A 22511-nucleotide genomic window follows, 5' to 3' on the forward strand; every position below is an offset into this window, starting at 1 on the left:
CTGGGGCTGTGCCGATACCTGCCGAGCACCCGGTTCTGACCGACGGGGTGGTGACGCTTCGCGCGCCCAGGCTCGACGACATCGAGGGTCAGGCCGCACGCGGGCGTGAAGATCCCGGCCGCGGGTTCGACGACGAGGATGCCCGGCGCTGGATCAGCTTCGGCATCACCGAGGCTTGGGCCAAACACGAGCGGCTGGTGTTCGTGATCGAGCACGCTGGACGTTACGCAGGGACTGCGTCGCTGCAGCCAGATGTCAACTACGGCGCTTGGGTGCACTACGGCTTGTCGGAAGGGGCCCGCGGCGCGGGACTGGCGAGCCGGGCCGTGCGGCTACTCCTCGACTTCGGCTTCGAGACCTGTGGTTTCCACGTCGTGCACTGGTGGGCCCGAGTCGGGAACTGGCCGTCGCGCCGAGTCGCGTGGGCGACAGGGTTCCGGTTGGGTGAGACGATCCCGGACATGACGGAAGACGGCGGCCAGCGGGTCGACGCCTGGACAGGATGGATCGGGCCGAACGACTCACGGAAGCCGCGGCGGCCGTGGTTCGACCATCCGGTGCTGGAGACTCCGCGGTTGCGGTTGCGGACCTGGCGCGATGACGAGGTCGCCCGGATCGCGGCAGCTCGGACCAATCAGGCGACCGCATATTTTCTGCCGTTCATCCCGCAGCCGTTCACCGTGGAGGACGCGCGGTTCTGGCTCAAGGACCTGGCGGAGCAGGCGTCGGCCGGGACGCGGTTCAACTGGTGCGTGGCGGACGCCGGGACCGATCTGGGGCTGGGCAACCTCACGTTGTTCGGCATCCACACCCGCGGTGAGGTCCGGGACGCCGAGCTCGGTTACTGGATGCACCCCGAGGCGCAGGGACGCGGGGTGATGAGCGAGGCGATCAAGGCTGTCGCGAGCTGGTACTTCGCCGCGGCCGACGACGGCGGTTTCGGTGGCCGGCGGCTCTTCATCCGTACGGCGGCCGGCAACACCGCGGCTCGTCGTACCGCGGAGAAGGCCGGCTTCCGGCACGTCGGCACCGATCGCGCCGCGTTCCAGGTCGCCACCCATGTGGACGACAAAGTCACCTACGACCTACTGATCACCGACTGACCAGATCGCGCGCAGCGGGGCGAGACCTTCCTCGACGTACTCCGCGACCGGCCGCACCCCGCCGTCGAGGTACCACTGCTCCAACGCCGAGAAGTACCCGAAGACAAGGGCGTTCGCGGCCACCCGGGCCTGGGTCCCGGTCAGCCGGCCGCCGACCATCAGGGGCGCGATGCGCTGGCTCGCGCGGTCCAGTGACGCGCAGAACGCCGTCCGCACCGACGGCTCCTTGAAGAAGTAGCGGATCCGCCGCCACGGGGCCGGCTCGCCGCCGGCCGGGACCGCCTCGTAGTCGCGGACGATCCGGACCATCGTGCCGACCGGGTCCTCCAGGTCGAAGAGCTCCTCCAGCGCCTCCTGGCTCATCGTGTCGAACTCGTCGGCGACGATCAGGCCTTCCTTGGTGCCGAAGTAGCGGTAGACCGACGACGGCGAGACCTCGGCCGCGGCGGCGATCTCCTCGATCGTCACCGCGCCGAACCCGCGCTCGTCGAACAGGTCGAGCGCGCGTTCTTGGATCGTCCGCCGCGCCTTCTCGCGCCAGCGTTGCCGCAGACCGGTAGCCATATCCCGACCCTAAGAGGAAGCCACACGCTTCAGCAAGTCACTGTCTAAAACCCTTGACCATGAGGAACCGCTGTTCGTACAGTCACTTGCATGAGACAGTCACTTTCAGAAAAGCGCACAGCATTGCTCGCGGTCGGGCTTTCACTGGTGCTCGCGGTGGTCGCGATCGTCGATCAGTCGGGCGGTCGCAGTCTGTTCGACCACGCCACGTCCGTGTACGCGCCGTACGGCAAGACCGTCACGTCCCGCACGCTCTACGGCCTGGTGTACGGCGTCGCCGTCTTCAACGTCCTCGTCTGGCTGCTGGTGGTCGCTCTCGCGCGTACGCCGCGGCTGGTCGCGTCCGGAGTGGCCGTGCTCGCGGTTCTGCTCACCCTGACGGCAGGACTGACCCTGCTGTTCGTCACGGAGTACGGCGTGCACCCGTTCCCACCGCTGTGGGGGATCCTCGCCTTGCTTCCCGTTGTCGCCGGAGCGCTCGCCCTCGCCGGATTCGCCCGCCCGCGGCGATGAATCCTCTCTACGCCATCAAGCGGTGGCTGTACCGCGGCGGCCGCCCGGGACGGCTGGCACGAGGGATCAACTGGATCCAGCGCCTCCAGCACTCGAGCGGACTACTGGTGCCGCACTACGCGGTCACTCTGGAGGTCACCGGCCGCCGGAGCGGTCGCGCGGTGCGGCTGCCGGTGGCGGTCGTCGAGTATGACGGCGGCCGCTACCTGGTGTCGATGCTCGGTTCGCGCGCGAACTGGGTGCTGAACGTGCGCAACGCCCAGGGGAAAGCGGTGCTGCATCGGCGCGGAGCCGAGGCCGTCCGGCTCATCGACGTCGCGGTCACGGCTCGGCCCCCGATCCTGCGGCGTTATCTGGCCGTCGCTCCGGGAGCCCGTCCGCACTTCCCCGTGGACCGGCGCTCGTCCGAGGCCGCCTTCACGGCGGTCGCGGACCGGTACCCGGTGTTTCGCGTCGACGCCCGGTGAATCAGGTCGACTCGGGGTCGAACGGCGGCTTGGCCCCGGCCGGGAGGCGCGGCGGTGTGGTGTCGGTGAAGTCGGTGCTGACGGACTTCACCTCGTCCTCGATCGGGTCGAGGAGGTGCTTGCGGACGAAGTTCTTCGGGTTCAGGTCCTGCAGCTCGAGGTCGGCGTACTCCGGGCCGAGCTCGTTGCGCAGATCGTTCTGCGCGTTGGTGACCAGCTGACGGACCTGCCGCAGCAGCCGTCCCGCCGTCCGCGCGAACTCCGGCAGCCGATCCGGTCCGAAGACGAGCACGGCGACGATCGCGATCACGACCAGTTCGAGTGGCCCGATGCCGAACATGCCCGCACCTCACTTCTGTACATCGCTTCGGACGCCGACAAGGGTAACCCGACTCCGGCCACGGGACTTCAGCCGATCTGCTGGGCGAGAGTGAGCGTAACCGTCCGGGACCGTCCGCCGCGTTCGTACGCGAGCCGCACGGCCTCTCCCGGCTGGTGGGTACGGATGGCGACGATCAGCACCTCGGCGCTGTCCACCGGGTCGTTGTTGACCGCGGTGATCACGTCACCGACCCGCAGACCGGCGCGCGCGGCCGGCGAACTCGGGCTGACCGCGCTGACCCGGCCGCCGCCCTCGAACGTCATGTCCACGCTGGCCCCGATCACCGGGTACGACGCCTTGCCGGTCGCGATCAACTGCTGGGCCGTCCGCCGGGCCTGGTCGATCGGGATCGCGAACCCGAGCCCGATGCTCCCGCTCTGCCCCTCCTCGGAGCCGCGCACGGTGGCGATAGCGGAGTTCACCCCGATCACCCGCGCGTTCATGTCGACCAGCGGGCCGCCGGAGTTGCCCGGGTTGATCGCGGCGTCGGTCTGCAGCGCACTGATGTACGACGAGGCCTGTCCGGTGTCGTCGCCGGTGGTCACCGGGCGGTTCTTCGCCGAGATGATGCCGGACGTGACGGTGCCGGCCAGCCCGAGCGGCGAGCCGATCGCGACCACGTCCTGCCCGACGACCGCCTGGTCCGACCGGCCGAACTTCACCGACGGCGCGGTCAGGCCGGCCACCTGGACGACCGCCAGGTCGTACGCCGGGGAGCGGCCGACGAGCCGCGCGGTCGCGGTCTTGTTGTCGTTCGTGACGACCTGGATCGAGCCGCCGGTGGCCGCGGCCGCGACGACGTGGTTGTTGGTCAGGATGTGGCCGACGTTGTCGATCACGAACCCGGACCCGGTGGCGTCGGAGTTGTCCGAGCCCTCGACCTTCAGCTGCACGACGCTCGGCAGCAGGGTCGAGGCGACCGCGGACACCGAGCCGGTGCGGATCTTCGGGTCGGCCCCGGTGCCGACGGGCGGATCGGGCTGCTGCGCGATCGGGGTGCCGTTGCCGCTCAGAGCGACCACGGCCGTCGCGGCACCGGCTCCGGCGAGGACACCGATGACAAGAGCGACCAGGGCAGCGATCGTGACGACCCGGTTCACCTTCTGCGGCTCCGACGCGTACGAACGGGCCTGCTGCTGGTGCCAGTCGGCCGGTGGCGGCGGCACGTACGCCGGCCGGTACTGCGGCTGCTCGGTCGGCCAGGCCTGCCCCGGGTAGACCGGACGGAAGCTCTGCTGCGGCTCAGGACGCCCGAAGCTGCGCTGCGTGGTGGAGCGGCCACCGTTGGTCTGACGGTAGGCCGCGTCCGAACCCGGCGTGCGCAGCGGCATCGCGCCCGCGCCGGGCGCCGGCGGAGTCAGTGCGGTCAGCGGCGGACCAGCCGGCTGCCCGTTCCCGTTCGCGCTCGGCGCGGCCTCGGCGGGCCCGTTCGCGGCAGGCGCGGCGGGCAGCTCCGCGGTGGGATCCGCGGTCGCCGGGTTCGGAACTGTCGGCTCGGCGTCGTCGCTGGTCACGGTGCCCCGCCTCACATCGTCGTGGTCGTCGGTGGAGCCCCCCGGCGGTAACCGGAGGAGGTTCCACCTTCGATTATCCCAGCTTCGGCGAAAGTGCACCCATCGGAGTCAGCCAGGTCGCGATTTTGGCCAGCCCGCTGCCCAGCCGCTGGATCGCGCTCAGCCTGACCGGCAGCTCGTGCGGGAACGATCGGACGACCTGTCCGAGCTGGTCGGGCGGCAGGTCGCCGATCAGCGTGTAGACGATGCCGCCGGAGGACCAGACGACGTACGACGGCATGCCGTAGCGCACGTAGACACCCGGGCTGTCGGTGGCGCCGAAGCCCTCCACGGCCGCCGGGTCCAGTGCGCCGCGCTGCTCGAACAGTGAGACGTTGAACAGGCCGTCCGAGTACGAGAACTGCAGGGAGCCGTTGCTGGTGTCCTGGTGGACGTCGTAGAGCTTGAGGGCGGCAGGCAGCTCCGGCGCGCAGACCCAGCCCTCGGAGCGCAGGTGGCCGACCTTGCCCAGGCCGACCGCCTCGACGCCGCTGGGCACCGTCGGCGGCAGGTGGCTGAGGAACTCGGAGCTCTCGATCTCCAGCTCGGTGAAGACAGTGGCTCGCACCATCGCCTTGCCGTCCGCACTGAACAGCTGACGCTGCAGGAGCAGCCCGGAGGCCTTGTCGATCCAGAACTTCGCCGCCAGCGTCTCGTCACTCCGCAGCGCCTCGACGAGCACGGCACTGCGACCGATGAAGTCGGTGCAGCACTTGTCGACCAGCTGGTACGTCGCCTGCAGCAACGCCAGCGGTCCGCCGTCGACCGCCGCGTCCGTCGTGGTCGCGCGCTGCACGAACGCCTTGGCGCCCGGAGCGGAGGAGCCGAGCACACTGATCTCGGAGCCCTGCGACGCCGCGTGCACGACGTCCAGCATCGCGGAGCTCGAGCCCTGCGGTCCCCAGGACGTGATGATCTGCGTGCCGTGGTACGAGACGTGGTTCGGTGCTGCGGCCGCGCGCTGCAGCCAGCTGACCGCCGTCGGCGAGTCCGCCTTCGTCAGCGCCGGCACCGCGGCCGCGGAGGTGGGCAGGCCGAAGCCGATCAGGGCGGTGCTGACCAGCACAGCGAGCCGGGACAGGCTCACCGGTCAGCGTCCTGTCAGGGCCACCGGGCGCAGCGTCGGGTTCAGCCCGGCGAACCCCGCGCCGTTGTAGGAGTTCAGCAGCGCGACCGGGTCCGCGAACGGCGCACCGCTGCTGGTGCTCGCGTGGTCGGACGAGAAGCTCGCAACCGGGGGCTGCAGCGTCGGGGGCTGCTCCGAGCGGGCCGGGTCGCCGACGACGAACGCCGTACCGAGCAGGGATGCGACCGCGGCGGCCGAGCCGGCCGCACCGAGGACGCCGGCGCGGCGGCGGGACCGGGTGCCGCGGGCGGTCCCGGGCCGGGTGCCGCCGGTGCTGCGCCCGGCCGGGAACGCGGACCGCTGCGGGAACAGGCTGACCGGCGTGATCACCGGGCGGACCTCTTCGCGCGGCTCGGTCGAGAACGACGAGACACCCATCAGGCGCTGCAGCAGGTCGGTGGACGGATCCGGCGACTCCAGCGCGGCCATCCGTGCCTTGACCCGGCGCTGAGCGTCCACCTCGGCACGGCAGGTGTCGCAGCCGACAAGGTGGCTCAGGACCTTGTCACGGGAGTCGTGGTCGAGCTGGCCGTCGACCACGGCGCTCAGCTTGTCCAGCGGGTGCGTCATGCGAGGTCACCCCCGTCGCCGAACAGGCCGCCGTCGACGGGCGGGCCGCCGACCCGGGTCTGGCCGGAGCGCGGGGCGCGGTGCTCGAGGTGTTTGCGCAGCATCGACCGGCCGCGGTGGATGCGGCTGCGGACGGTGCCGAGCTTCACGTCCAGGACATCGGCGATCTCGTCGTACGTCATGCCCTCGATGTCGCACAGCACGACGGCGGCGCGGAAGTCCTCGGGCAGCGCGTCGAGCGCGTCCTGGACGTCGTGGTCGAACAGGTCGGAGTCCAGCTTCTCGGCCGGGCCCTCGCCCTTGGCCGGCAGCCGGTCGTGGGCGTCCTCGGGCAGGCCGTCGAACCGGATCCGCTGCTTGCGGCGGGCGCCGTCCAGGAACAGGTTCGTGGTGATGCGGTAGAGCCAACCCTCGAACGTGCCCGGCGTGTACGACGACAGCGAGCGGAAGACCCGGACGAACACTTCCTGGGTCAGGTCCTCGGCGTCGTGCTTGTTACCGGTCAGCCGGTACGCCAGGCGGTAGACGCGCGCCGAGTGGGTGCGGACGATCTCGTCCCACGACGGCAGCGCATCCGCTACCTCCGGCACCTGCTGGGGTGCGGGGACCGACCGCCCAGACGGCATGGTCGGGGTGTCGAACGGCTTCACCGCGACGCCTCCCTGGGTCCTCTCGGCAATGAGCGTGAAGGCCATGGTGCCGCGGTCACCGTCCTCTGCGCACGTCGGGAGAACCCGGGTCCGACCCTGAGTTCCGTGGGTTCGCTGTACGTCGGCTCAACGCGGCGCCCCGGCCGGAAGTTCCCGGCCGGTGCCCTCACTACCCAAGACGCCTGAGAGGTCATTTCGGTTGAACTATGTCTCCTCGATCACAGCGATCGGGTCGCCGTCGCGGACGACCTCGCCCTCGGCGACCTTCAGCTCGGAGATCGTGCCGGCCACCTCGGCCAGCACCGGGATCTCCATCTTCATCGACTCCAGGATGACCAGTGTGTCGGCCGGGCCCACCGTGTCCCCGGCCTTGGCGGTGACCTTCAGCACGTTGGCCACCAGCTCGGCCAGCACGGTGTGACTCAACTCGCACTCCTCGCGGTCCCGGAATCCCTGGCCCGATCCTAGGCGGACCGGGCCAGGGCGCCGGTCACGGGGCGGCAGCCGGGTCCAGCCGGACGGCGTTGAACAGCGCCGGGTTCTTGGTCTCGGCGACGCCCTTGCCCCAGGTCAGCCAGCCGCGCCGCCCGGTGCCGTCGTTCTCGTTGAGGACCACGGTGGCCGACAGCAGCCGGTCCTCGGCGGCGAACCCGAGCGTGCTCCACGGCACGGCGATCTCGTACGTCGTGGTATGCGCGGCCTCGTCTCGCATGACCTTGGCCTGGACCCCGGGCGGCGTACCGGTCCGGGAGGTCGGCGTCCAGCGCCAGGTGTCCACCGGACCGGCGTCTGTGAGCGCCACGCCGATCTCCTGGGTGCTCGTGGCCTCACCGGGCGCTCCAGCTGTCATACCGAGCTGGATCCCGTCTCCGCCCCAGATGTTGCCGGCACGGTTCGGCTGGGAGAACACGTCGTCGGTGACCTTGGCGGACAGGTACAGGTTCTGGTCGTCGTGTGTGAGCCACAACGACCCGGACAGGTCGCTCGGCCCGCCCCATCCCGTCACCGGCGGCGTGCCCGTGCCTTCCAGCGCGATGGCGGGCTGCCTGGCCACCGCTGGGTCGATGGCCCCGTCCAGCGTGACCGTATGGCGTTTCGCGACCGTCGGCGCAGCGACCGGTACGAGCTTGCCGGAGGCCTTGATGTCGGCCAGACCGGTGCGCCTGAGGTTCGCAGACCAGGTCGACGCGTCCGGGAGCGACACGTCGGCCTGCACAGTGGCGTGGGCGGCCACCGTGGTGTCGGCCAGCAACGTTCCCGACGCCGTACCGGACACCCAGTCCAGACCAGCGATCGGTAGGTCGTGTGACGAAGCGTTGGTGACACGGAAGCGGAGCAGGCCTTGCCCGCTGCCGTTGAGCACGTGTGAGCCCGTGACGGACAGCGGTGGGGTGGCCGTGCCCGCAGCGGAGATGACCGCGACCGCACGGCCGTCGACCGTCACCGTGGCCGAGTACGTCCGCGGCTCCGTGGACTCCTGTGCCGGGTAGGTCACCGGTGTCGTGGCCGTGGCGCCCGGCGCGACCGAGCCGCTGGTTTCGGCGCCGCCCGCGGAGACCGTGAACGCGTGGGTGACCGAGTCCGGGTTGGTGAACGTCAGCATGCCGGTGGCCGGGTCACCGGCGATCTCGGGGCCGACCGACATCGCGAAGCGGACGGACGGCAGCATCGGTCCGGTGATCGCGCCCTTCAGGTAGACCGGGTCCGGTCCGGCGGTCACCCAGACGTGTCCGCCCGCATCCCCTGTCAGTGTCGTCTCGACGCCGTACAAGTTGGTCACCTGGACGGTCGAGCCGGCAGGTGCCGTGGCGGCGACGACTCCTGGCGTGGTGGACCAGACTGCATGGACGCTCTGTCCACCGCCCGCGTTGAACGCCACGTCGTACCCGTTGGAGCCGAAACGGGTCTGGCCGATCAACGGGAGCTCGTCGATCTGACGGGCGAGGACGGCGGTCGCGACGTACGACGGCTTCGGTACCAGCGCACCACGCGCGTCGAGCCGGTTGCGCACCAGGCCGAACCGGTGCTCGACGTTGGACGGGTCGGTGCCCGAGTCCATGAAGTTGTAGGAGCTGTAGCGCGCCACACCGTTGCCGTACGCAAGCAGGTTGCCCCGGACCAGGTCACGTGCCTGGGCCGGCTCGGAGACCGCGCTGGGGTTGGTCCCCGTCGCCCAGCCCTGCTCGCTGATGTAGATCGGCTTGGTCGAGCCGTGCGCCGCCATGATGGAGCGGATCGTGTTGACGTAGGTGACCGAGGCCTCCGGGTCGAGCGGCTGCACGTACGGGTGGATGGTCACCGCGTCCACGTAGTCCAGCCCGCCGAGGTCCGCGAACTTGGTGAACCAGCCCTGCCAGTCGTTGATGACCGCCAGCGACGGACCGGCCAGCTTCACGTCCGGGTGCTTCGCCCGTACCGCGGCGCTCACCGTCTTCAGCAGTGCGACGTAGTTCTCCGGGCTGGCCTCGGCAGCGCCGTTCGGGTCCCGCAGGTTCCACTCGTTCCACAGCTCGTACGTCGTGTGCTCGGTCCCCCACTGGTCGACGGCCGCGACGGCGTACCGGGTGAACGCCGCACGCTGCTCGTCCGTGGCGGGCGCCTCGTCCGGGTAGTACAGCGTGTTCCCGTAGTCGAGGATGTTCAGGAAGTCGATGTTGTTGGCGTCCAGCGCCGCCTTGTAGTCCTTGTACCGCTGCGGGAACTGGATGACTCCCTTGGTGGTCTCCGCGGCCGACCAGAACGCCTCGTCGCGGTCGGTGGAGATCCCGCCCTTGGCCATCAATGGGACGGCTTCCAGCCCTGGGTTGGCCGCACCTCCGAACGCCAGCGCGCCGGCGACACCGATCCGGGTTTCGGTGGAGGTCGAGAAGTCGTGCGGCGTCAGTACGGCGAAGTCGGTGCCGCCGAGCGTCGTCGTACCGTCGGCCCCGACCGCTGTCAGGTCGGTCTGGTACCAGCCGGGCGTACTGATCTGCAGGGTGAGCTGTCCGTTGAGCGTGGCGGCCGGCGCGGAGCCCCTGGCCACTTCGGTGCCACCCGCGTCGCGGACCGTCCATCTGACGGTGGTGGCGTCGGTACTGAAGCCCAGTTGCACCTGCTGCCCAGTGGTGAACGTGTTGCCCACCGTGGTCGGCGTGATCGTCAGAGTCGGCGCGGCCGTCGTGGCCGCGCGGGCGGGTGACTGCAGTACGGCGGCCAGGAGCAGGCCGGCCGTGAGAAGACTGACTGCGCCGGAGCGGCGACGGGTCATGGAGTTTTCTCCTCCCAGGGGAAGCGAAAGCGGTTTCGCAAATCACACCCTGATGCCCCGGCCAGCCGGTGTCAACGGCTGGGAGCTGACTACGATGAGCACATGGCCGATCAGGTGATCACGCTGTCCGACGTCGCCGCCGCGGCCGGGGTGTCGCTGTCGACGGCCTCCAAGGCGCTGAACGGCACCGACCGGATCTCGGAAGCCACCCGGGAGCACGTCCGCACGACCGCGGACCGGCTCGGCTTCCGGCACAACGCCCTGGCCCGCTCGTTCGCCCGCGGCCGTAGCCAGACGATCGGTGTGCTCACCCATCGCGCCTCGAACCCGTTCACCCGCGTGGTGCTGGCCACCGCCGCGACCGAGCTCGGCGCCAAGGAGCAGGCCATCCTGCTGTACGACGCGCGGATCGGCGACCGCGACGTCACCGAGTCGATCCTGCAGCTGCGGGCCCGCCGGATCGACGGCGTGATCGTGATCGGCACCGGCACGTCGTTCCCGAGCCCGTCGCTGACCAGCCGCTTCGACGTCCCGGTGATCTACGCGTTCACCTTCACCGAGGACCCGGACGACGTCACGATCACCGCCGACGACGAGGAGATCGGCCGACTCGCCGTCCGGCACCTGTTGTCGAAGGGCCGCCGGCGGATCGCACACATCACCGCGGAGCCGCACGACAACGCCGCCCAGCGCCGCGCGGCCGGCGCCGAGGAGGTCCTGGCGGAGGCCGGCCTGCAGTGGGCGAGCCCGGTGCGCTTCGGGCGCTGGCGCGAGGACTGGGGCGAGGAGGCCGTCGCCGAACTGCTGGCCGAGGCGCCGGACGTGGACGCGATCTTCTGCGGCAGCGACGCGATCGGCCGGGGTGCCGAGCGTGCCGTCCGGGCGTCCGGCCGGGACGTGCCGGGCGACGTCGCGCTGATCGGCGTCGACAACTGGGAGCAGCTGATGCACGACCAGCGGGTCTCCCGGCACCTCACCACGATCGACGTCGGCCTCGAGGAGATCGGCCGGCAGGTGGCGGCCCATCTCCTCGACCCGGACCCGCAGCCCGGCGTCCGCTACGTCACCCCTCAGGTCGTGACCGCGAAGACCACCTGATCCTCGTCGTGGATCGAGTACTGCGGCACGAACCCGAGCAGCTCCCGGGCTCGCGTGGTGTCGACCAGGCCCGCACGCCCCCGCACCGGCCGTCGCAGCGGCACGTTCGGGGCGTACTCACGCAGCAGCTCGTCGGTCTGCCGGTCGATGAGGATGTCGTCCGCCGCCAGGCCGACCACATGGGCGCCGGCGGCCGACGACTCCAGCGCGGCGACTACCGCCCGGATGCCGTCCCGCAGGTCCAGGTACGCCCAGCCCTCCCGGGCCATTCCGGACGGATCGCGCTCGACCATCGTGCGAAACCTGAACAGCTCCTCGCGGCTCTTCACGAGCGGGAAGCGCAACGCGATCACGTTGGTCCCCCAGCGTCGCCACGCCATCCGGGCGCTCTGCTCGTCGACGCTCTTGGACAGCGAGTACGCGTCGGCGATGTCGGCCTCCACCTCCTCGTCGAGCGGGTAGTACGCCGGCTCCACGTCGTTCACGTTCATCGGTACGCCGAAGGCGTTGATGCTGCTCGCGATCACCACCCGGCCGACACCGGCCTGCCCCGCCTGCGCCAGGACGTTGAAGGTCGCGGCGACGTTGTTCTCGAACACCTCCTCCGGCGTACCCAGGCTGGGATGCGGGATCGCGGCCAGATGCAGTACGGCGTCCACACCGTCGAGCGCCGCGGCCACATCACTCGCCGACCGCGCGTCACCGACCAGTGCGCGGTCCGCCGTACTGGTGTGGTCGTAGCGCAGCGACAGGCCGGTGACGTCGTACCCGGCGGCGCGCAGGCCGTCCACCGCGGCACGGCCGATCGAGCCGTCCGCCCCGGTGACGAGAACGCGTTTCACGCCTTGATCCCCCCAGACAGGCCCACGCCACGCAGAAATGCTCGCTGGAAGACCAGGAACAGCAGCACGGGGATCAGCAGCGCCAGGAACAGGCCTGCCAACTGGATGTTGAGCTCCGTCACCTTGGCGATCTTCGGCAACGCCACCGAGACCGGCTGCAGATCCGGATTGGTCAGCACCAGCAGGGGCCACAGGTAGTCCTTCCAGGAAGAGATGATGCTGAGCAGCAGGACCACACCGAGGATCGGCCGGGACAGCGGGAGCACCAGCGAGGTGAACACGCGCACCGAACCGGCGCCGTCGATCCGGGCGGCTTCGAAGTACTCCCGGGGGATGCCGTCGAAGAACCGCTTCACGATCAGGACGTTGAACGCACTGGCCGCGGGCGGCAGCCAGACCGCCCAGAACGTGTTGGTCAGGTTGGTGTGCACCACAGGTACTTTCAGCACGGTCAGGTACAGCGGTACGAGCGAGACGATGTGGGGGACGAAGAGCGTGGCCAGGATCGCCGCCGAGAGCAGTGCGCCCCAGCGCGGCCGCAGCACGCTCAGCACGTAGCCGGCCGTCGTACAGACGATCAGCGACGCCAGCGCCGTACCCGCCGCGATCATGGCGGTGTTGCCGAGGTAGTAGCCGATGTGGCCCTGTTGCCAGGCGGTGGCGAGGTTCCCCCACTGCACCTGACCGGACGGGAACCACGCGAGCGGCGACCGGATGCTGTCCTGCGTCGGCGAGATCGCTGCCTTCAGCAACCACAGCAGCGGTCCGAGCCCGGCCACCAGCAGTCCGAGCAGGACGACCACCTGGCCGATGACGAACGGCACGCGGATCCGGGTCAGCTTGCGGTCCGAGTCCGACAGCACACTCATGCGGTACTCCAGCCACGCGTGGCCAGCTGGAAGACCGCCGACAGGACGGCGAGAGCCAGCGCCAGGAGGACGCTCAGCGCAGTGGCTGCACCGTAGTCGCCGTTGACGAAGGCGTAGTTGTAGATGAGCAGCAGAATCGTCATCGTCGACCCCTGTGGTCCACCGCCGGTGAAGAGCAGTGGCTCGGTGAACAGTTGCATCGTTCCGATCACCTGCAGGAGCAGCATCAGCAACAGGACGCTGCGCAGGTGCGGCAGCATGACGTGCCACACCCGGCGTACCACTCCGGCACCGTCCAGCTCGGCCGCCTCGTACAGGTCGGCGCGCACAGAGGTCAGTGCTGCCAGGTAGATGATCACCGCGTTGCCGGCACCGGCCCAGGTCGCTTCCAGCACGATCGACGGCATCGCCGAGCCCGGGCTGTCCAGCCAAAGGAACGGTCCGAGTCCGACAGCACCGAGGATCGAGTTGAACATCCCGTTGGGCGACGGGTCGTAGAAGAACCGCCAAAGCAGGATGGCGACCACCGGCGGCGTGATCACCGGCAGGTAGGCCAGCGTCGTGTAGAGCCAGGACCGGCCGCGCAGTTCGGACAGAAACATCGCCAGCAGCACCGGGACCGGGAAGCCGAACAGCAACGCCAGCAGGGTGAACCAGAGCGTGTTGAGGGACGCCTGCCCGACCGCGGGGTCGGTCAGCACGTACCGGAAGTTCTCCAGCCCGACCCACTTCACCGGGTCGACGAGATTGGTCTGCTGGACGCTCATCACCAGGCCCTTGACGATCGGGCCCCAGGAGAACACCAGGAAGACCAGGAGCACCGGCAGCGCGAACAGCACTGCCGGCACCCCGTTGCGCAGGCGGCGGAGCAACTCAGCGCCCGAGCTTGGCGTTCACCGTGCCGGCCGCCTTGGTCAGCAGGGCCGGGATGTCGGCCTTCGCGTTCCCCAGGACGGTCTGCACGACCGGATCGAGCGCGGCGTACACCTCCTGAGCCTTCACCGGCGGCTCAGGGATGATCTTCTGATCGGCCGCCACCTTCGTGTACGGCGCGAAGTTCTCCAGCGGCACGTTGACGTACGGCTTGATCCAGGACTGGTACGTCGACCACTGGTCCGCGTTGACCACCGGAAGACCCGGAGTGCCGACCGGCAGCTTCGCCGCCACGCCGTTCTTGGCGCTCGTCACGGCCGCGTCCTGGTTCACGTACTTGTTCAGGTAGGCGAACTTGATCCACTTGATCGCCGCCGCCTTCTCGGCGTCCGTCGCGTTCGGGCTGACGATCTGGACGCTGCCGCCGCTGAGCGTGCCGTGGTCGCCGCCCTGCTGCGGCATCGGGCCGATGCCGAACGCCGACGCCTTCAGGCCGTTCGTCTGGACCAGCGTGCGGTAGGCGTCCGGCGCCGACATGAACATGCCGATCTTGCCGGCCGCGAACGCCTTGGAGATGCCGTCGATGTCGTAGAGCACGGCCTGGCCCATCGACTTGTCGGTCCACTTCATGTCGTGCAGCAACTGCAGCGCGGCCTTCGACGGCGCGTCGTCGAACGTCGCCTTGCTGCCGTCCTCGTTCTCGATCGAGCCGCCGAACGCGTACGTCTGGGTGGTGAACATCCAGCCGCCGGTGTTGTTCGTGGTCATCTGCGCGTAGCCGGCCTGCCCGGTCTTCTGTGCGATCTGCTTGGCGTCGGCCCGCAGCTCGTCCCAGGTGGCCGGCGGCTTGTTCGGGTCCAGCCCGGCCTTCGTGAACAGCTCGCGGTTGTAGACCAGACCGACCGAGTAGGCGGCGGTCGGCACGGCGTACACGTTGCCGGACTGGTCCTGGCCGATCTTGAGCACGTTCGGGTTCAGCTCGTCCAGCAGGCCGTCGTCCTTGAGCACCTTGGTCAGGTCGGCGACCTGCTTGCGGGCGATCAGGCCCTGCGGCTCGGTGAACGGCACGTTGAGCACGTCCGGCAGCTGTCCGCCGGCCGCCTGCGCCTGGAACGTGGTCGCGTCCCAGATGGTCTCCACCGGGTTCAGCTTGATGTCCGGGTTGGCCTGCTGGAAGTCGGCGACCTTCTTGTCGAAGGACGCCCGGTTGGCGGGATCGGAACTGCTCGGGCGGTCACCGACCGTGAGCGTCACCTGCCCCGGGGAACTGGAACCGCCGCCGGACGACGGCGCGCTGGAGCAGGCCACGAGCAGGAACGGCACGGAAAGCCCTGCAGCACAACGGATGGCAAACCTGTTCATCGGAACTCCTCTGCGGGGATGGCGATCGGCAAGCCGACCGTTCCGCAGAGTAGCGCAAGCGCTTTCGCAAACACCAGACCTCAAGCGAAACTGGTTTCGCTCAGCCGGAAACTCAGCTCTGGCGGGCCCGGTACGACGCCACGCGGGTGCGACTCGAGCACCGCGGCGTGCAGAACCGGCGCGGCCGCTTCTCCGCCGCATTGGCGAAGACCTGCTCACAGTCGGCCGCCGCGCAGACCGCGAGCGCCTTGAAACCGTGCCCGGCGACGAAGCTCGCCAGTCCGAGAGCGGTCGTCGCGGCCAGCCACTCCGCCCACGTGGCCCCGGGTTTGGCCACATGCAGGTGCCACGGCGATCCGTCGTGGTCGGACAGATACGGGCGTACGGCGTACTCCTCGAGCAACTCGTTGAGCACCCTCGCCGCCGTCGCGGGTTCGGCGTGGAACACCGGCCGGATCCGCTCCCGGACAGCCCGGACCGCCACCAGATCCGCGTCGTCGAGCGTGATCGGGTCGGACTCGCCGTGGTCGAGGAGGAACTCGCGCACCGCGGCCGGCGACGTCAGGCGCTCCGGCGACAGCGTGCGGGTGTTCACCAGGTCGACCGCGAGCCGCACCACGCGGTCGGGGGCCGGAATGTCCACGCCTTCTCCTCGTCGTAACGTATTTGCTAGCGTAACGCGTAACGCTGATCTTCACGTAACAGGAGGCGACCGCGGCGTGTTCAGCTATTACCTGGCCGCGACCCTCGCCCGGCTCGCCGACGAGATGGTCGCCTTCACGCTCGTCCTCCTCGTGCTGGACCGCACCGACAGTCCCGCACTCGCCGGCCTCACCGGCGCGGCGTACGCCCTCCCGGCGATCGTCACCGGCCCGTTGCTCGGCGCCTGGCTCGACCGGACGCCGCACCGCCGGAGCGCGCTCGCAGCCAACCAGGCAACACTGGCCGCCGTCATGATCGCGCTGTTGCTGGTCGTCGGGAACAGCCCGCAGTGGAGCGCTCCGGCCCTCGCGGCGGTCGCCGGCGCCACGCTGCCGATGGTGAGCGGCGGATTCACGAGCATGCTGCCCAGCCTGTTCCGTCCGGATCGCCTGGCCCGCGCCAACTCGTTCGAGTCGGTGAGCTTCAGCGCTGCCGCGATCGCGGGACCGGCCACCGCGGCCACGATCACCGCCGCGGTCTCGGTCGACGCGGCCGTCGTGGTGATCGTCGTCGCCGCCGGACTCAGCATCGTCGCGATCAGCCGGCTCCCCGCACTGCCACCGAGCGGGGCCGGTGGCGAGCCGTTCCTGGTGTCTGTCGTCGGCGGTCTGCGTCACCTCGCACACACCCCGCGCCTGCGTGCCTCGACGATCACGACGACCCTGCTCATGGGCTTCACCGGCATGCTGCTGATCGCACTGCCCCTGCACATGGTGGAGCTCGGCCGGCCGGAGTCCGCGGCCGGCTACCTGTGGACAGCGGTCGAGCTCGGCAGCGTCACCACAGCCCTCCTCCTCGGCCGGCTGCAGTCGCGCTGGCCACCGGAGTACGTCGTGATGCTGTCCGTCAGCGCTTACGGCCTGGCTCTCATCACGTGGCCGCTCGCGCCGACGCTCGCCGTACTGCTCGTGCTCGCGCTTCTTGCCGGGCTCCTCGAAGGTCCTACGTTGCCCGCGATGTTCGCCGCGCGGCAGCGGTACAGCCCAGAGTCCCTGCAGGGCCGGGTCAGCACCACGGCGGCCAGTCTGCGCGTCGGCGCCTCTGCGCTGGGCCAGGCCACCGCCGGCCTACTCGTACCGAGCCTCGGTGCCCGGACAACCCTGCTCGTCGTAGGCGGCGGGCTCCTGGTCGCCGCAGGCATCGGTCGTCTGTCCGCCCTCAACGCGAAGGTTCCTGCGCATGCTTGACGCCTGGGTCCATGGCTGGACCATCTCCCGCAACACCCCGGCGCCAGTGCGGCTGCCAAGTGGCTACCGCGTCGACGTAGGCCTCCCCGGCCACGCGGTCCGCTACGTGTTGCACGCGTACGACGCTGGGTTGGTCGACGGGCTGCGCAGTCCTGACACCTGGCTCAAGATCCGCGGCGAGGTCGCCCTGGAAGCTCGCTGGGAGGTGCAGCCGCGGGAGTACCTCATGACAACCCGGCTGAGCGCCACGCGGGCCGTGGTCCCGCCGTCGTACGAACTGACGCACACGCAGCGCGGCGCCATGCTCGATGTGACCATGACAGCTGCTGACGGCTCGGTCGCCGCGCGCGGAAAGGCGGCGCTCGCCGGAGACGCTGCCGTGTTCGACCAGATCGAGACGTCACCGGAGCATCGCCGGCGTGGACTTGGCCGCAGCGTCATGACCGCCTTGGCGAGCGCCGCGCAGTACGCCGGCGCGACGGCCGGCGTACTGGTGGCAACGGAGGACGGACGGGCGCTCTACACCGCCTTGGGATGGACGCTTGACGCGCCCATGACCGCTGCGGTCAGCCGAGGATGACCGAGCGGGACAGGCTGCGCGGCTGGTCCGGGTTGAGGCCGAGGGCGAGCGACTTGGCGACGGCGACGCGCTGAGCGACGACGAGGGACGCCATCGGGTCCAGGTCGCCGTGGTGCACGACCGTCGCGCCGGTGGCGGCGACGTCGTCCAGCAGACCAGCCGGCGCCTCGCCGAAGATCCAGACACCGCGGCCGGGCTGGGCGATGGCGATCGGACCGTGCCGGTAGTCCATTGCCGGGTAGGCCTCGGTCCACGCCGACGCGGCCTCACGCTGCTTGAGCGCGGCCTCGTGGGCCAGGCCGACGGTCCAGCGCGTGCCGACGTACGTGACCTGCTCGAGCTTGGCCAGGTCGTCGACATCGACGGTCAGTGCGGTCTGAGCGTCCGCAGCGGCCTTCGACAGGTCCTCACCGAGCGACGCGCGCAGCAGCGCCAGCGTCGTGGTCGCGAACCGGGTCTGTACGACGGACTGCTCGTCGGCGAAGTCCAGCAGGATGGTCTGGTCGGCCAGGTCGAAGATCGGCGAGCCCGCGGTCGCGGTGATCGCCACGGTCGGCAGGTCGGTGGCCCGGATCAGGTCGAGCACCTCGGTCGTCGTCCCGGAGCGGCTGATCACCAGGATCGCGTCGTACGACCGGCCGGCCGGGAACTCCGAGCCGGCGAACGCGTCGGTCTCACCCTGGCCGAGGTCCTCGCGGAGCGCGGCGTAGGCCATCGCCATGAACCAGGACGTGCCGCACCCGACGGCCGCGACACGCCGGCCGGCCTTCGGAAGCGCACCGCCGTACTGCGCGAAACCGTCCGAGACCTGTCGCCAGAGGTCTGGTTGACTGGCGATCTCAGTGCTCACAAAAGGCGTCTGGGTCATGTCGTCTCCGCACTTGTCATGGTCGAAACTGCTCGAACGTGATCGAATGGTGCCAACCAGCCGCCATCCGGCTGACCGATTGTGTGAAGGAGGAGCCCCGGGTGAAGCGTTATGAACGCCTCAACACCTTGCTCGAGTCGCTCGCCGAGAAGGGCGCCATCGACGTCGACGAGCTCGCCGAGCAGCTGCACGTGTCCGCGGCCACGATCAGGCGTGACCTGGACCATCTCGGCAAGCAGCAGCTCCTCACCCGGACCCGCGGCGGCGCGGTCGCCAACGCGGTGTCGTACGACCTGCCGCTGCGCTACAAGACTGCGCGTTTCGCGTCCGAGAAGCAGCGGATCGCGCAGGCCGCGGCCACGCTGGTGCGGCGCGGCATGGTGATCGGCATGAACGGCGGCACCACGATCTCCGAGGTGGCGCGGACGCTGGCCACCCGGCCGGAGCTGTCCGCGGAGCACGGCGAGCCGGCCTTCACGCTCGTCACGAACGCACTGAACATCGCCAACGAACTGATCGTCCGGCCGCACGTGAAGATGGTGCTGACCGGCGGCGTGGCGCGGCCGCAGTCCTACGAGATGATCGGTCCGCTGTCGCACCGGATCCTGTCCGACCTGTCGCTGGACATCGCCTTCATCGGCGTCGACGGGATCGACGAGACCGGCGCCACCGCCCATCACGAGGGCGAGGCGAACATCAACCAGCTGATCGTCAGCCGGGCCGCGAAGGTGGTCGTGGTCGCCGACTCCTCCAAGCTCGGGCAGCGCGCCTTCGCCCGGATCTGCGAGCTGAGCGAGATCGACACCCTCGTCACCGACGCCCAGGCCGACGAGACCCAGCTCGCCGTCTTCAAGGAAGCCGGTATCGACGTCATCCGCGCCTGATCTCACTCCACACCTCCCTCACCAGGTGAGTCGCGTCTCGTTGAGACGATCATATCTGATCAGGGCAAGGTTGTTATGAGCAAGACTGCGCAGCCTCCGCGCGTGCGTCACGGAAAGCGGACCTCCAACCGCTAGGCTTCGGTTCAGCATGGGTACCGCAGCCGCACATCACTTCGCTGACCACTGGGAGGACGCCATCGCCACCGGCATCGACCCGACGTCCTGGGCGTACGCCGAGGACTACACCGGTGAGGACGAGGTCGTCACCGGTGCGCGGGCGAGCGCCGCGGACAGCGGTGTCGCCCCGATCGGCCCCGGTGCGGCCGCCGCGCTGAGCCTGCTCGCCGCCGGCGTGGGCGCGAAGGCGGTCGTCGAGATCGGCACCGGGACCGGCGTCTCCGGGCTCGCGCTGCTGCGCGGGATGCGGTCCGACGGCACTCTCACCACGGTCGACATCGACGCGGAGAACCAGCGGCTGGCGCGCAAGACGTTCCTGGACGCGGGCGTCGCGTCGAACCGGTTCCGCCTGATCGCCGGCGCCGGGCTGGACGTCGTCACCCGGCTCACCGACGGTCACTACGACCTGGTCTTCTGCGACGCGGACCGGCGCGAGAACACGGCGTACCTGCACGAGGCGCTCCGGCTGCTCCGCCCCGGCGGCATCGTCGCCTTCGCCGGCATCCTCACCGGCGGCCGCGTCGCCGACCCCGCCCACCGCGACCCCGACACCATGGCCCTCCGAGACCTGATCCGCGCCGTCCGCGACGACGACAACCTGGTCTCCGCCCTCCTCCCCACCTCCGACGGCCTCCTCACTGCCGCCAAGCGCCTGAAGTAGCCGCTAGCTCGTCAGGCGGGTCAGTTCGGTGGTTACGTCGTGCCATGGGTCGGACTGGGGGTCTATCAGTTCGTAGTGGCCGCAGTGGGGGACGCGGTGGAAGTGGGCTGTGGGGTGGGCGGAGAAGTAGGACTCGGTGACGGCGATGGGGACGACGGTGTCGTTCACGCCGTGGATGAGGGTGACGGGGGCGATGGACGCTGGGAGGTGGACCGGGTCCAGGTCGTTGCGGACGCCGCCGCCGATGAAGGCCTGGACGGCACTGTCGCCGATCATGCGCTGGTCGGCCATCAACAGGTCAGCCACCGGGGCCAGGGCGAGGACAGCGCGTAGCCGGACCGGGTTGAGGGTGGAGGCGGCCCACAGCGCCAGTTGGCCGCCTGCGGAGTGGCCCATCAGCACGTAGCCCGCGTGGACGTCCACGAGGTCGGGTAGCGCGTCCAGCGCCGTACGGATGTCGGCGGTGGTGGTGTCCGGGTTACCGGGCTCGCGGCGGTACTCGACGGACAGGACCGGCCAGCCGAGGTCGGACAGTGCCGCGCCCAGTGAGCGGGCGTGCACCCGGTCGTACTCCGGCCGCCAGAAGCCGCCGTGCAGGAAGACGATCAGCGGCCGGTACTCCTTCGCGGGCCAGTAGTCGATCACCTGGTCCGCGTGGGCGCCGTACCGCAGTTCCTGGTCCGGTTCCGGCGCCTTGCGCGACAGTACCGATCGGTCCTCACTCATTCAGACCTCCCGAGATAACGCAGGGCGTTCGACGTCAGCAACTTGTGCTGCTGCTCCGCGGTCAGGAAGCCGGCCTTCCGTACCACCTCCCCGACCGGCCGCTCACCCAGTGGATAGGGATAGTCACTGCCGACCAGAACGCGGTCTTCCCCCAAGGTATCGACAAGGAGCCGCAAAGGCGCTGATTCGAACACGACCGTGTCGACCAGGATCCGGTCCAGGTACGCCGACGGTGGATGCTCGGAGCAACCACGGACGATGTCGCCGCGCCGGTGCCAGGCGTTCTCCAGCCGCCCCAGCCAGAACGCGAAACTCCCGCCGCCGTGGGCGAAACAGATCCGCAGCGACGGCGGCAACCGGTCGAACGCGCCGCCGAGGATCATCGCCAGCAACGACAGATGGGTCTCGGCGGGCATCCCGGTCAGCCAGCGCGCCATCCAGCGATCCAGCCGCGGGCCGCCCGGCATGTCCCACGGGTGCACCAGCACCGGCGTACCGGTCGCGGCGCAATGGTTGAGGAAGGCAACGATCCCGGCGTCGTCCAGGTCCTTGTCGCCGACGTGGTTGCCGATCTCCACCCCCAGATGGCCGGCCGCGCGGCACCGGTCCAGCTCGGCGCACGCCAGGTCCGGATCCTGCAGCGGCACCTGGCAGAACGGCACGAACCGGTCGTCGCCGGCCAGCGTCTCCAGGGTGAGGTCGTTGAAGATCTCGGCCAGCTTCACGGCCTGCGCCGCGGGACGCTCGTACCCGAAGAACACCGGGGTCGGCGACACCACCTGCAGATCGATGCCGTCGGCATCCATATCGGCGCGCCGGACGGCCGGATCCCAGGCCTGCGGGCCGATCGGGCGGAACTCCGTCGAGCCGATCATGATCATCGCGGCCCGCTCGGAGTCGATCCGCAGCCACGGCCACCCGTCCCCACCGCACGCCGCTGCGAGGTCCGGCCAGCCGTGGGGTACCAGGTGGGTGTGGACGTCGACGGTCATTTACCCGGGTGCACCGTGCCGCAGTTCGGGCAGGTGCGGGCTTCCTCGCTGTCGTAGAACGCTTTGAAGACCGGCGGCAGGTCGGCGACGATGTCACTGACCTGGAGCTCGACCTCGTGGACGATCCCGTTGCAGTTCGCGCAGTACCAGCGGAACTTCTCCAGCACGCCGGGCTCCCGGACGCGCTCGATCACCAGGCCGATCGAGTTCGGGCCGCGCTGCGGCGAGTGCGGCATGTTCCGCGGCAGCACCCACATCTCACCGGCGTTCACCGCGACGGTCGCCGGTCCGTCCTCGGTCATCACGTTGACCCGGAGCTCGCCGGAGATCTGGTAGAAGAACTCCTCGTACGGGTCGACGTGGAAGTCGGTGCGCTGGTTCGGGCCGCCGACCACCATCGTGATGAAGTCGTCCCCGGTCGGGAACATCTGCTTGTTGCCGACCGGCGGCTTCAGCAGGTGCTTGTTCTCCTCGATCCACTGCGGGAAGTTCGTCGACTCCAGGTTGACCAT

25 protein-coding genes are annotated in these 22511 nt (G+C 69.7%); 8 read left to right on the plus strand and 17 right to left on the minus strand.

Annotation, left to right across the window (positions count from 1 at the left end):
* Nucleotides 1-8 precede the first annotated feature (8 nt).
* The gene (locus AB0L64_RS34875) at nt 9-1103 is read left to right on the plus strand and encodes a GNAT family N-acetyltransferase (RefSeq protein WP_363717251.1); all 1095 of its coding nucleotides are present in this window, start codon (nt 9-11) and stop codon (nt 1101-1103) included.
* Here the strand turns inward: AB0L64_RS34875 and AB0L64_RS34880 are convergent.
* On the minus strand, nt 1086-1667 hold the full coding sequence (locus tag AB0L64_RS34880) for a helix-turn-helix domain-containing protein (RefSeq protein ID WP_363717253.1): 582 nt from the start codon (nt 1665-1667) through the stop codon (nt 1086-1088). The genes AB0L64_RS34875 and AB0L64_RS34880 overlap by 18 nt on opposite strands.
* A gap of 90 nt (nt 1668-1757) precedes the next feature.
* On the opposite strand from AB0L64_RS34880, the gene AB0L64_RS34885 reads away from it, so the two are divergent.
* Together AB0L64_RS34885 and AB0L64_RS34890 are read left to right on the plus strand one after the other, a co-directional pair.
* The gene (locus AB0L64_RS34885) at nt 1758-2180 is read left to right on the plus strand and encodes a hypothetical protein (RefSeq protein WP_363717255.1); all 423 of its coding nucleotides are present in this window, start codon (nt 1758-1760) and stop codon (nt 2178-2180) included.
* The gene (locus AB0L64_RS34890) at nt 2177-2647 is read left to right on the plus strand and encodes a nitroreductase/quinone reductase family protein (protein ID WP_363717257.1); all 471 of its coding nucleotides are present in this window, start codon (nt 2177-2179) and stop codon (nt 2645-2647) included. Before AB0L64_RS34885 ends, AB0L64_RS34890 begins: the two co-directional genes overlap by 4 nt.
* A gap of 1 nt (nt 2648) precedes the next feature.
* Here the strand turns inward: AB0L64_RS34890 and AB0L64_RS34895 are convergent, their stop codons facing one another.
* The 7 genes from AB0L64_RS34895 to AB0L64_RS34925 all read right to left on the minus strand — a co-directional run bounded on the left by AB0L64_RS34895 (nt 2649) and on the right by AB0L64_RS34925 (nt 10178).
* Entirely contained in the window at nt 2649-2987 is a 339-nt protein-coding gene (locus AB0L64_RS34895; protein ID WP_355700286.1) for a sec-independent translocase, read from the minus strand.
* A 68-nt stretch (nt 2988-3055) separates the two neighbouring features.
* Nucleotides 3056-4543, minus strand: a complete 1488-nt coding sequence (locus AB0L64_RS34900) for a trypsin-like peptidase domain-containing protein (RefSeq protein ID WP_363717261.1) — start codon at nt 4541-4543, stop codon at nt 3056-3058.
* 73 nt (nt 4544-4616) lie between these two features.
* Nucleotides 4617-5669 carry a transcriptional regulator gene (locus AB0L64_RS34905; protein WP_363717263.1) on the minus strand — a complete coding sequence of 351 codons (1053 nt, stop codon included), beginning with the start codon at nt 5667-5669 and terminating at the stop codon, nt 4617-4619.
* Between the two features lie 3 nt (nt 5670-5672).
* Nucleotides 5673-6278 (minus strand): zf-HC2 domain-containing protein, encoded by a 606-nt coding sequence (locus tag AB0L64_RS34910; protein WP_363717265.1) that lies wholly within the window; start codon nt 6276-6278, stop codon nt 5673-5675.
* Nucleotides 6275-6904 (minus strand): RNA polymerase sigma factor SigE, encoded by a 630-nt coding sequence (sigE, locus tag AB0L64_RS34915; RefSeq protein ID WP_363717442.1) that lies wholly within the window; start codon nt 6902-6904, stop codon nt 6275-6277. Before sigE ends, AB0L64_RS34910 begins: the two co-directional genes overlap by 4 nt.
* Before the next feature lie 228 nt (nt 6905-7132).
* The gene (locus AB0L64_RS34920; protein WP_363717267.1) at nt 7133-7354 is read right to left on the minus strand and encodes a biotin/lipoyl-binding carrier protein; all 222 of its coding nucleotides are present in this window, start codon (nt 7352-7354) and stop codon (nt 7133-7135) included.
* Nucleotides 7355-7418: 64 nt separating this feature from the next.
* Nucleotides 7419-10178, minus strand: a complete 2760-nt coding sequence (locus tag AB0L64_RS34925; protein WP_363717269.1) for a sugar-binding protein — start codon at nt 10176-10178, stop codon at nt 7419-7421.
* 102 nt (nt 10179-10280) lie between these two features.
* On the opposite strand from AB0L64_RS34925, the gene AB0L64_RS34930 reads away from it, so the two are divergent.
* A complete protein-coding gene (locus AB0L64_RS34930; protein ID WP_363717271.1) occupies nt 10281-11276 on the plus strand; it encodes a LacI family DNA-binding transcriptional regulator in 996 nt (331 codons plus the stop codon).
* On the opposite strand, the gene AB0L64_RS34935 is transcribed toward AB0L64_RS34930, so the two are convergent.
* The 5 genes from AB0L64_RS34935 to AB0L64_RS34955 form a co-directional block, all read right to left on the minus strand.
* Nucleotides 11249-12118, minus strand: a complete 870-nt coding sequence (locus AB0L64_RS34935) for an NAD(P)-dependent oxidoreductase (protein ID WP_363717273.1) — start codon at nt 12116-12118, stop codon at nt 11249-11251. The two genes, AB0L64_RS34930 and AB0L64_RS34935, sit on opposite strands and share 28 nt — an antisense overlap.
* Nucleotides 12115-12987 carry a carbohydrate ABC transporter permease gene (locus AB0L64_RS34940; protein WP_363717275.1) on the minus strand — a complete coding sequence of 291 codons (873 nt, stop codon included), beginning with the start codon at nt 12985-12987 and terminating at the stop codon, nt 12115-12117. Before AB0L64_RS34940 ends, AB0L64_RS34935 begins: the two co-directional genes overlap by 4 nt.
* Nucleotides 12984-13826: a sugar ABC transporter permease gene (locus AB0L64_RS34945; RefSeq protein WP_363717277.1), complete on the minus strand. Its 843-nt coding sequence runs from the start codon at nt 13824-13826 to the stop codon at nt 12984-12986. Before AB0L64_RS34945 ends, AB0L64_RS34940 begins: the two co-directional genes overlap by 4 nt.
* A 34-nt stretch (nt 13827-13860) precedes the next feature.
* Nucleotides 13861-15222, minus strand: a complete 1362-nt coding sequence (locus tag AB0L64_RS34950) for an extracellular solute-binding protein (RefSeq protein ID WP_363717279.1) — start codon at nt 15220-15222, stop codon at nt 13861-13863.
* Nucleotides 15223-15334: 112 nt separating this feature from the next.
* A complete protein-coding gene (locus AB0L64_RS34955; protein ID WP_363717281.1) occupies nt 15335-15865 on the minus strand; it encodes a CGNR zinc finger domain-containing protein in 531 nt (176 codons plus the stop codon).
* 76 nt (nt 15866-15941) lie between these two features.
* Between AB0L64_RS34955 and AB0L64_RS34960 the strand changes: the two genes are divergently transcribed.
* Nucleotides 15942-17111 (plus strand): MFS transporter, encoded by a 1170-nt coding sequence (locus AB0L64_RS34960; protein WP_363717283.1) that lies wholly within the window; start codon nt 15942-15944, stop codon nt 17109-17111.
* On the plus strand, nt 17104-17691 hold the full coding sequence (locus tag AB0L64_RS34965; RefSeq protein ID WP_363717284.1) for a GNAT family N-acetyltransferase: 588 nt from the start codon (nt 17104-17106) through the stop codon (nt 17689-17691). The genes AB0L64_RS34960 and AB0L64_RS34965 overlap by 8 nt, the downstream gene beginning before the upstream one ends.
* Here AB0L64_RS34965 and AB0L64_RS34970 read toward each other — a convergent pair.
* Entirely contained in the window at nt 17678-18541 is an 864-nt protein-coding gene (locus tag AB0L64_RS34970) for an SIS domain-containing protein (RefSeq protein ID WP_363717285.1), read from the minus strand. The two genes, AB0L64_RS34965 and AB0L64_RS34970, sit on opposite strands and share 14 nt — an antisense overlap.
* 119 nt (nt 18542-18660) lie before the next feature.
* Between AB0L64_RS34970 and AB0L64_RS34975 the strand changes: the two genes are divergently transcribed.
* Together AB0L64_RS34975 and AB0L64_RS34980 are read left to right on the plus strand one after the other, a co-directional pair.
* Nucleotides 18661-19443, plus strand: coding sequence for a DeoR/GlpR family DNA-binding transcription regulator (locus tag AB0L64_RS34975; protein ID WP_355700302.1), 783 nt, complete (start codon nt 18661-18663; stop codon nt 19441-19443).
* A gap of 148 nt (nt 19444-19591) precedes the next feature.
* A complete protein-coding gene (locus AB0L64_RS34980) occupies nt 19592-20281 on the plus strand; it encodes an O-methyltransferase (protein WP_355700303.1) in 690 nt (229 codons plus the stop codon).
* A gap of 3 nt (nt 20282-20284) precedes the next feature.
* Here AB0L64_RS34980 and AB0L64_RS34985 read toward each other — a convergent pair whose 3' ends face one another.
* From AB0L64_RS34985 to AB0L64_RS34995, 3 genes are read right to left on the minus strand one after another with little or no spacing between them, the layout of a single operon-like run.
* Complete coding sequence (locus tag AB0L64_RS34985; protein ID WP_363717286.1) at nt 20285-21007, minus strand: alpha/beta fold hydrolase; 723 nt, start codon at nt 21005-21007, stop codon at nt 20285-20287.
* Nucleotides 21004-21999 carry an amidohydrolase family protein gene (locus AB0L64_RS34990; protein ID WP_363717287.1) on the minus strand — a complete coding sequence of 332 codons (996 nt, stop codon included), beginning with the start codon at nt 21997-21999 and terminating at the stop codon, nt 21004-21006. Before AB0L64_RS34990 ends, AB0L64_RS34985 begins: the two co-directional genes overlap by 4 nt.
* On the minus strand, nt 21996-22511 hold the full coding sequence (locus tag AB0L64_RS34995; RefSeq protein ID WP_363717288.1) for a 3-hydroxyanthranilate 3,4-dioxygenase: 516 nt from the start codon (nt 22509-22511) through the stop codon (nt 21996-21998). The genes AB0L64_RS34990 and AB0L64_RS34995 overlap by 4 nt, the downstream gene beginning before the upstream one ends.

The sequence above is a fragment of the Kribbella sp. NPDC051936 genome (genome assembly GCF_040680955.1).
In the GTDB taxonomy this organism is placed as follows: domain Bacteria; phylum Actinomycetota; class Actinomycetes; order Propionibacteriales; family Kribbellaceae; genus Kribbella.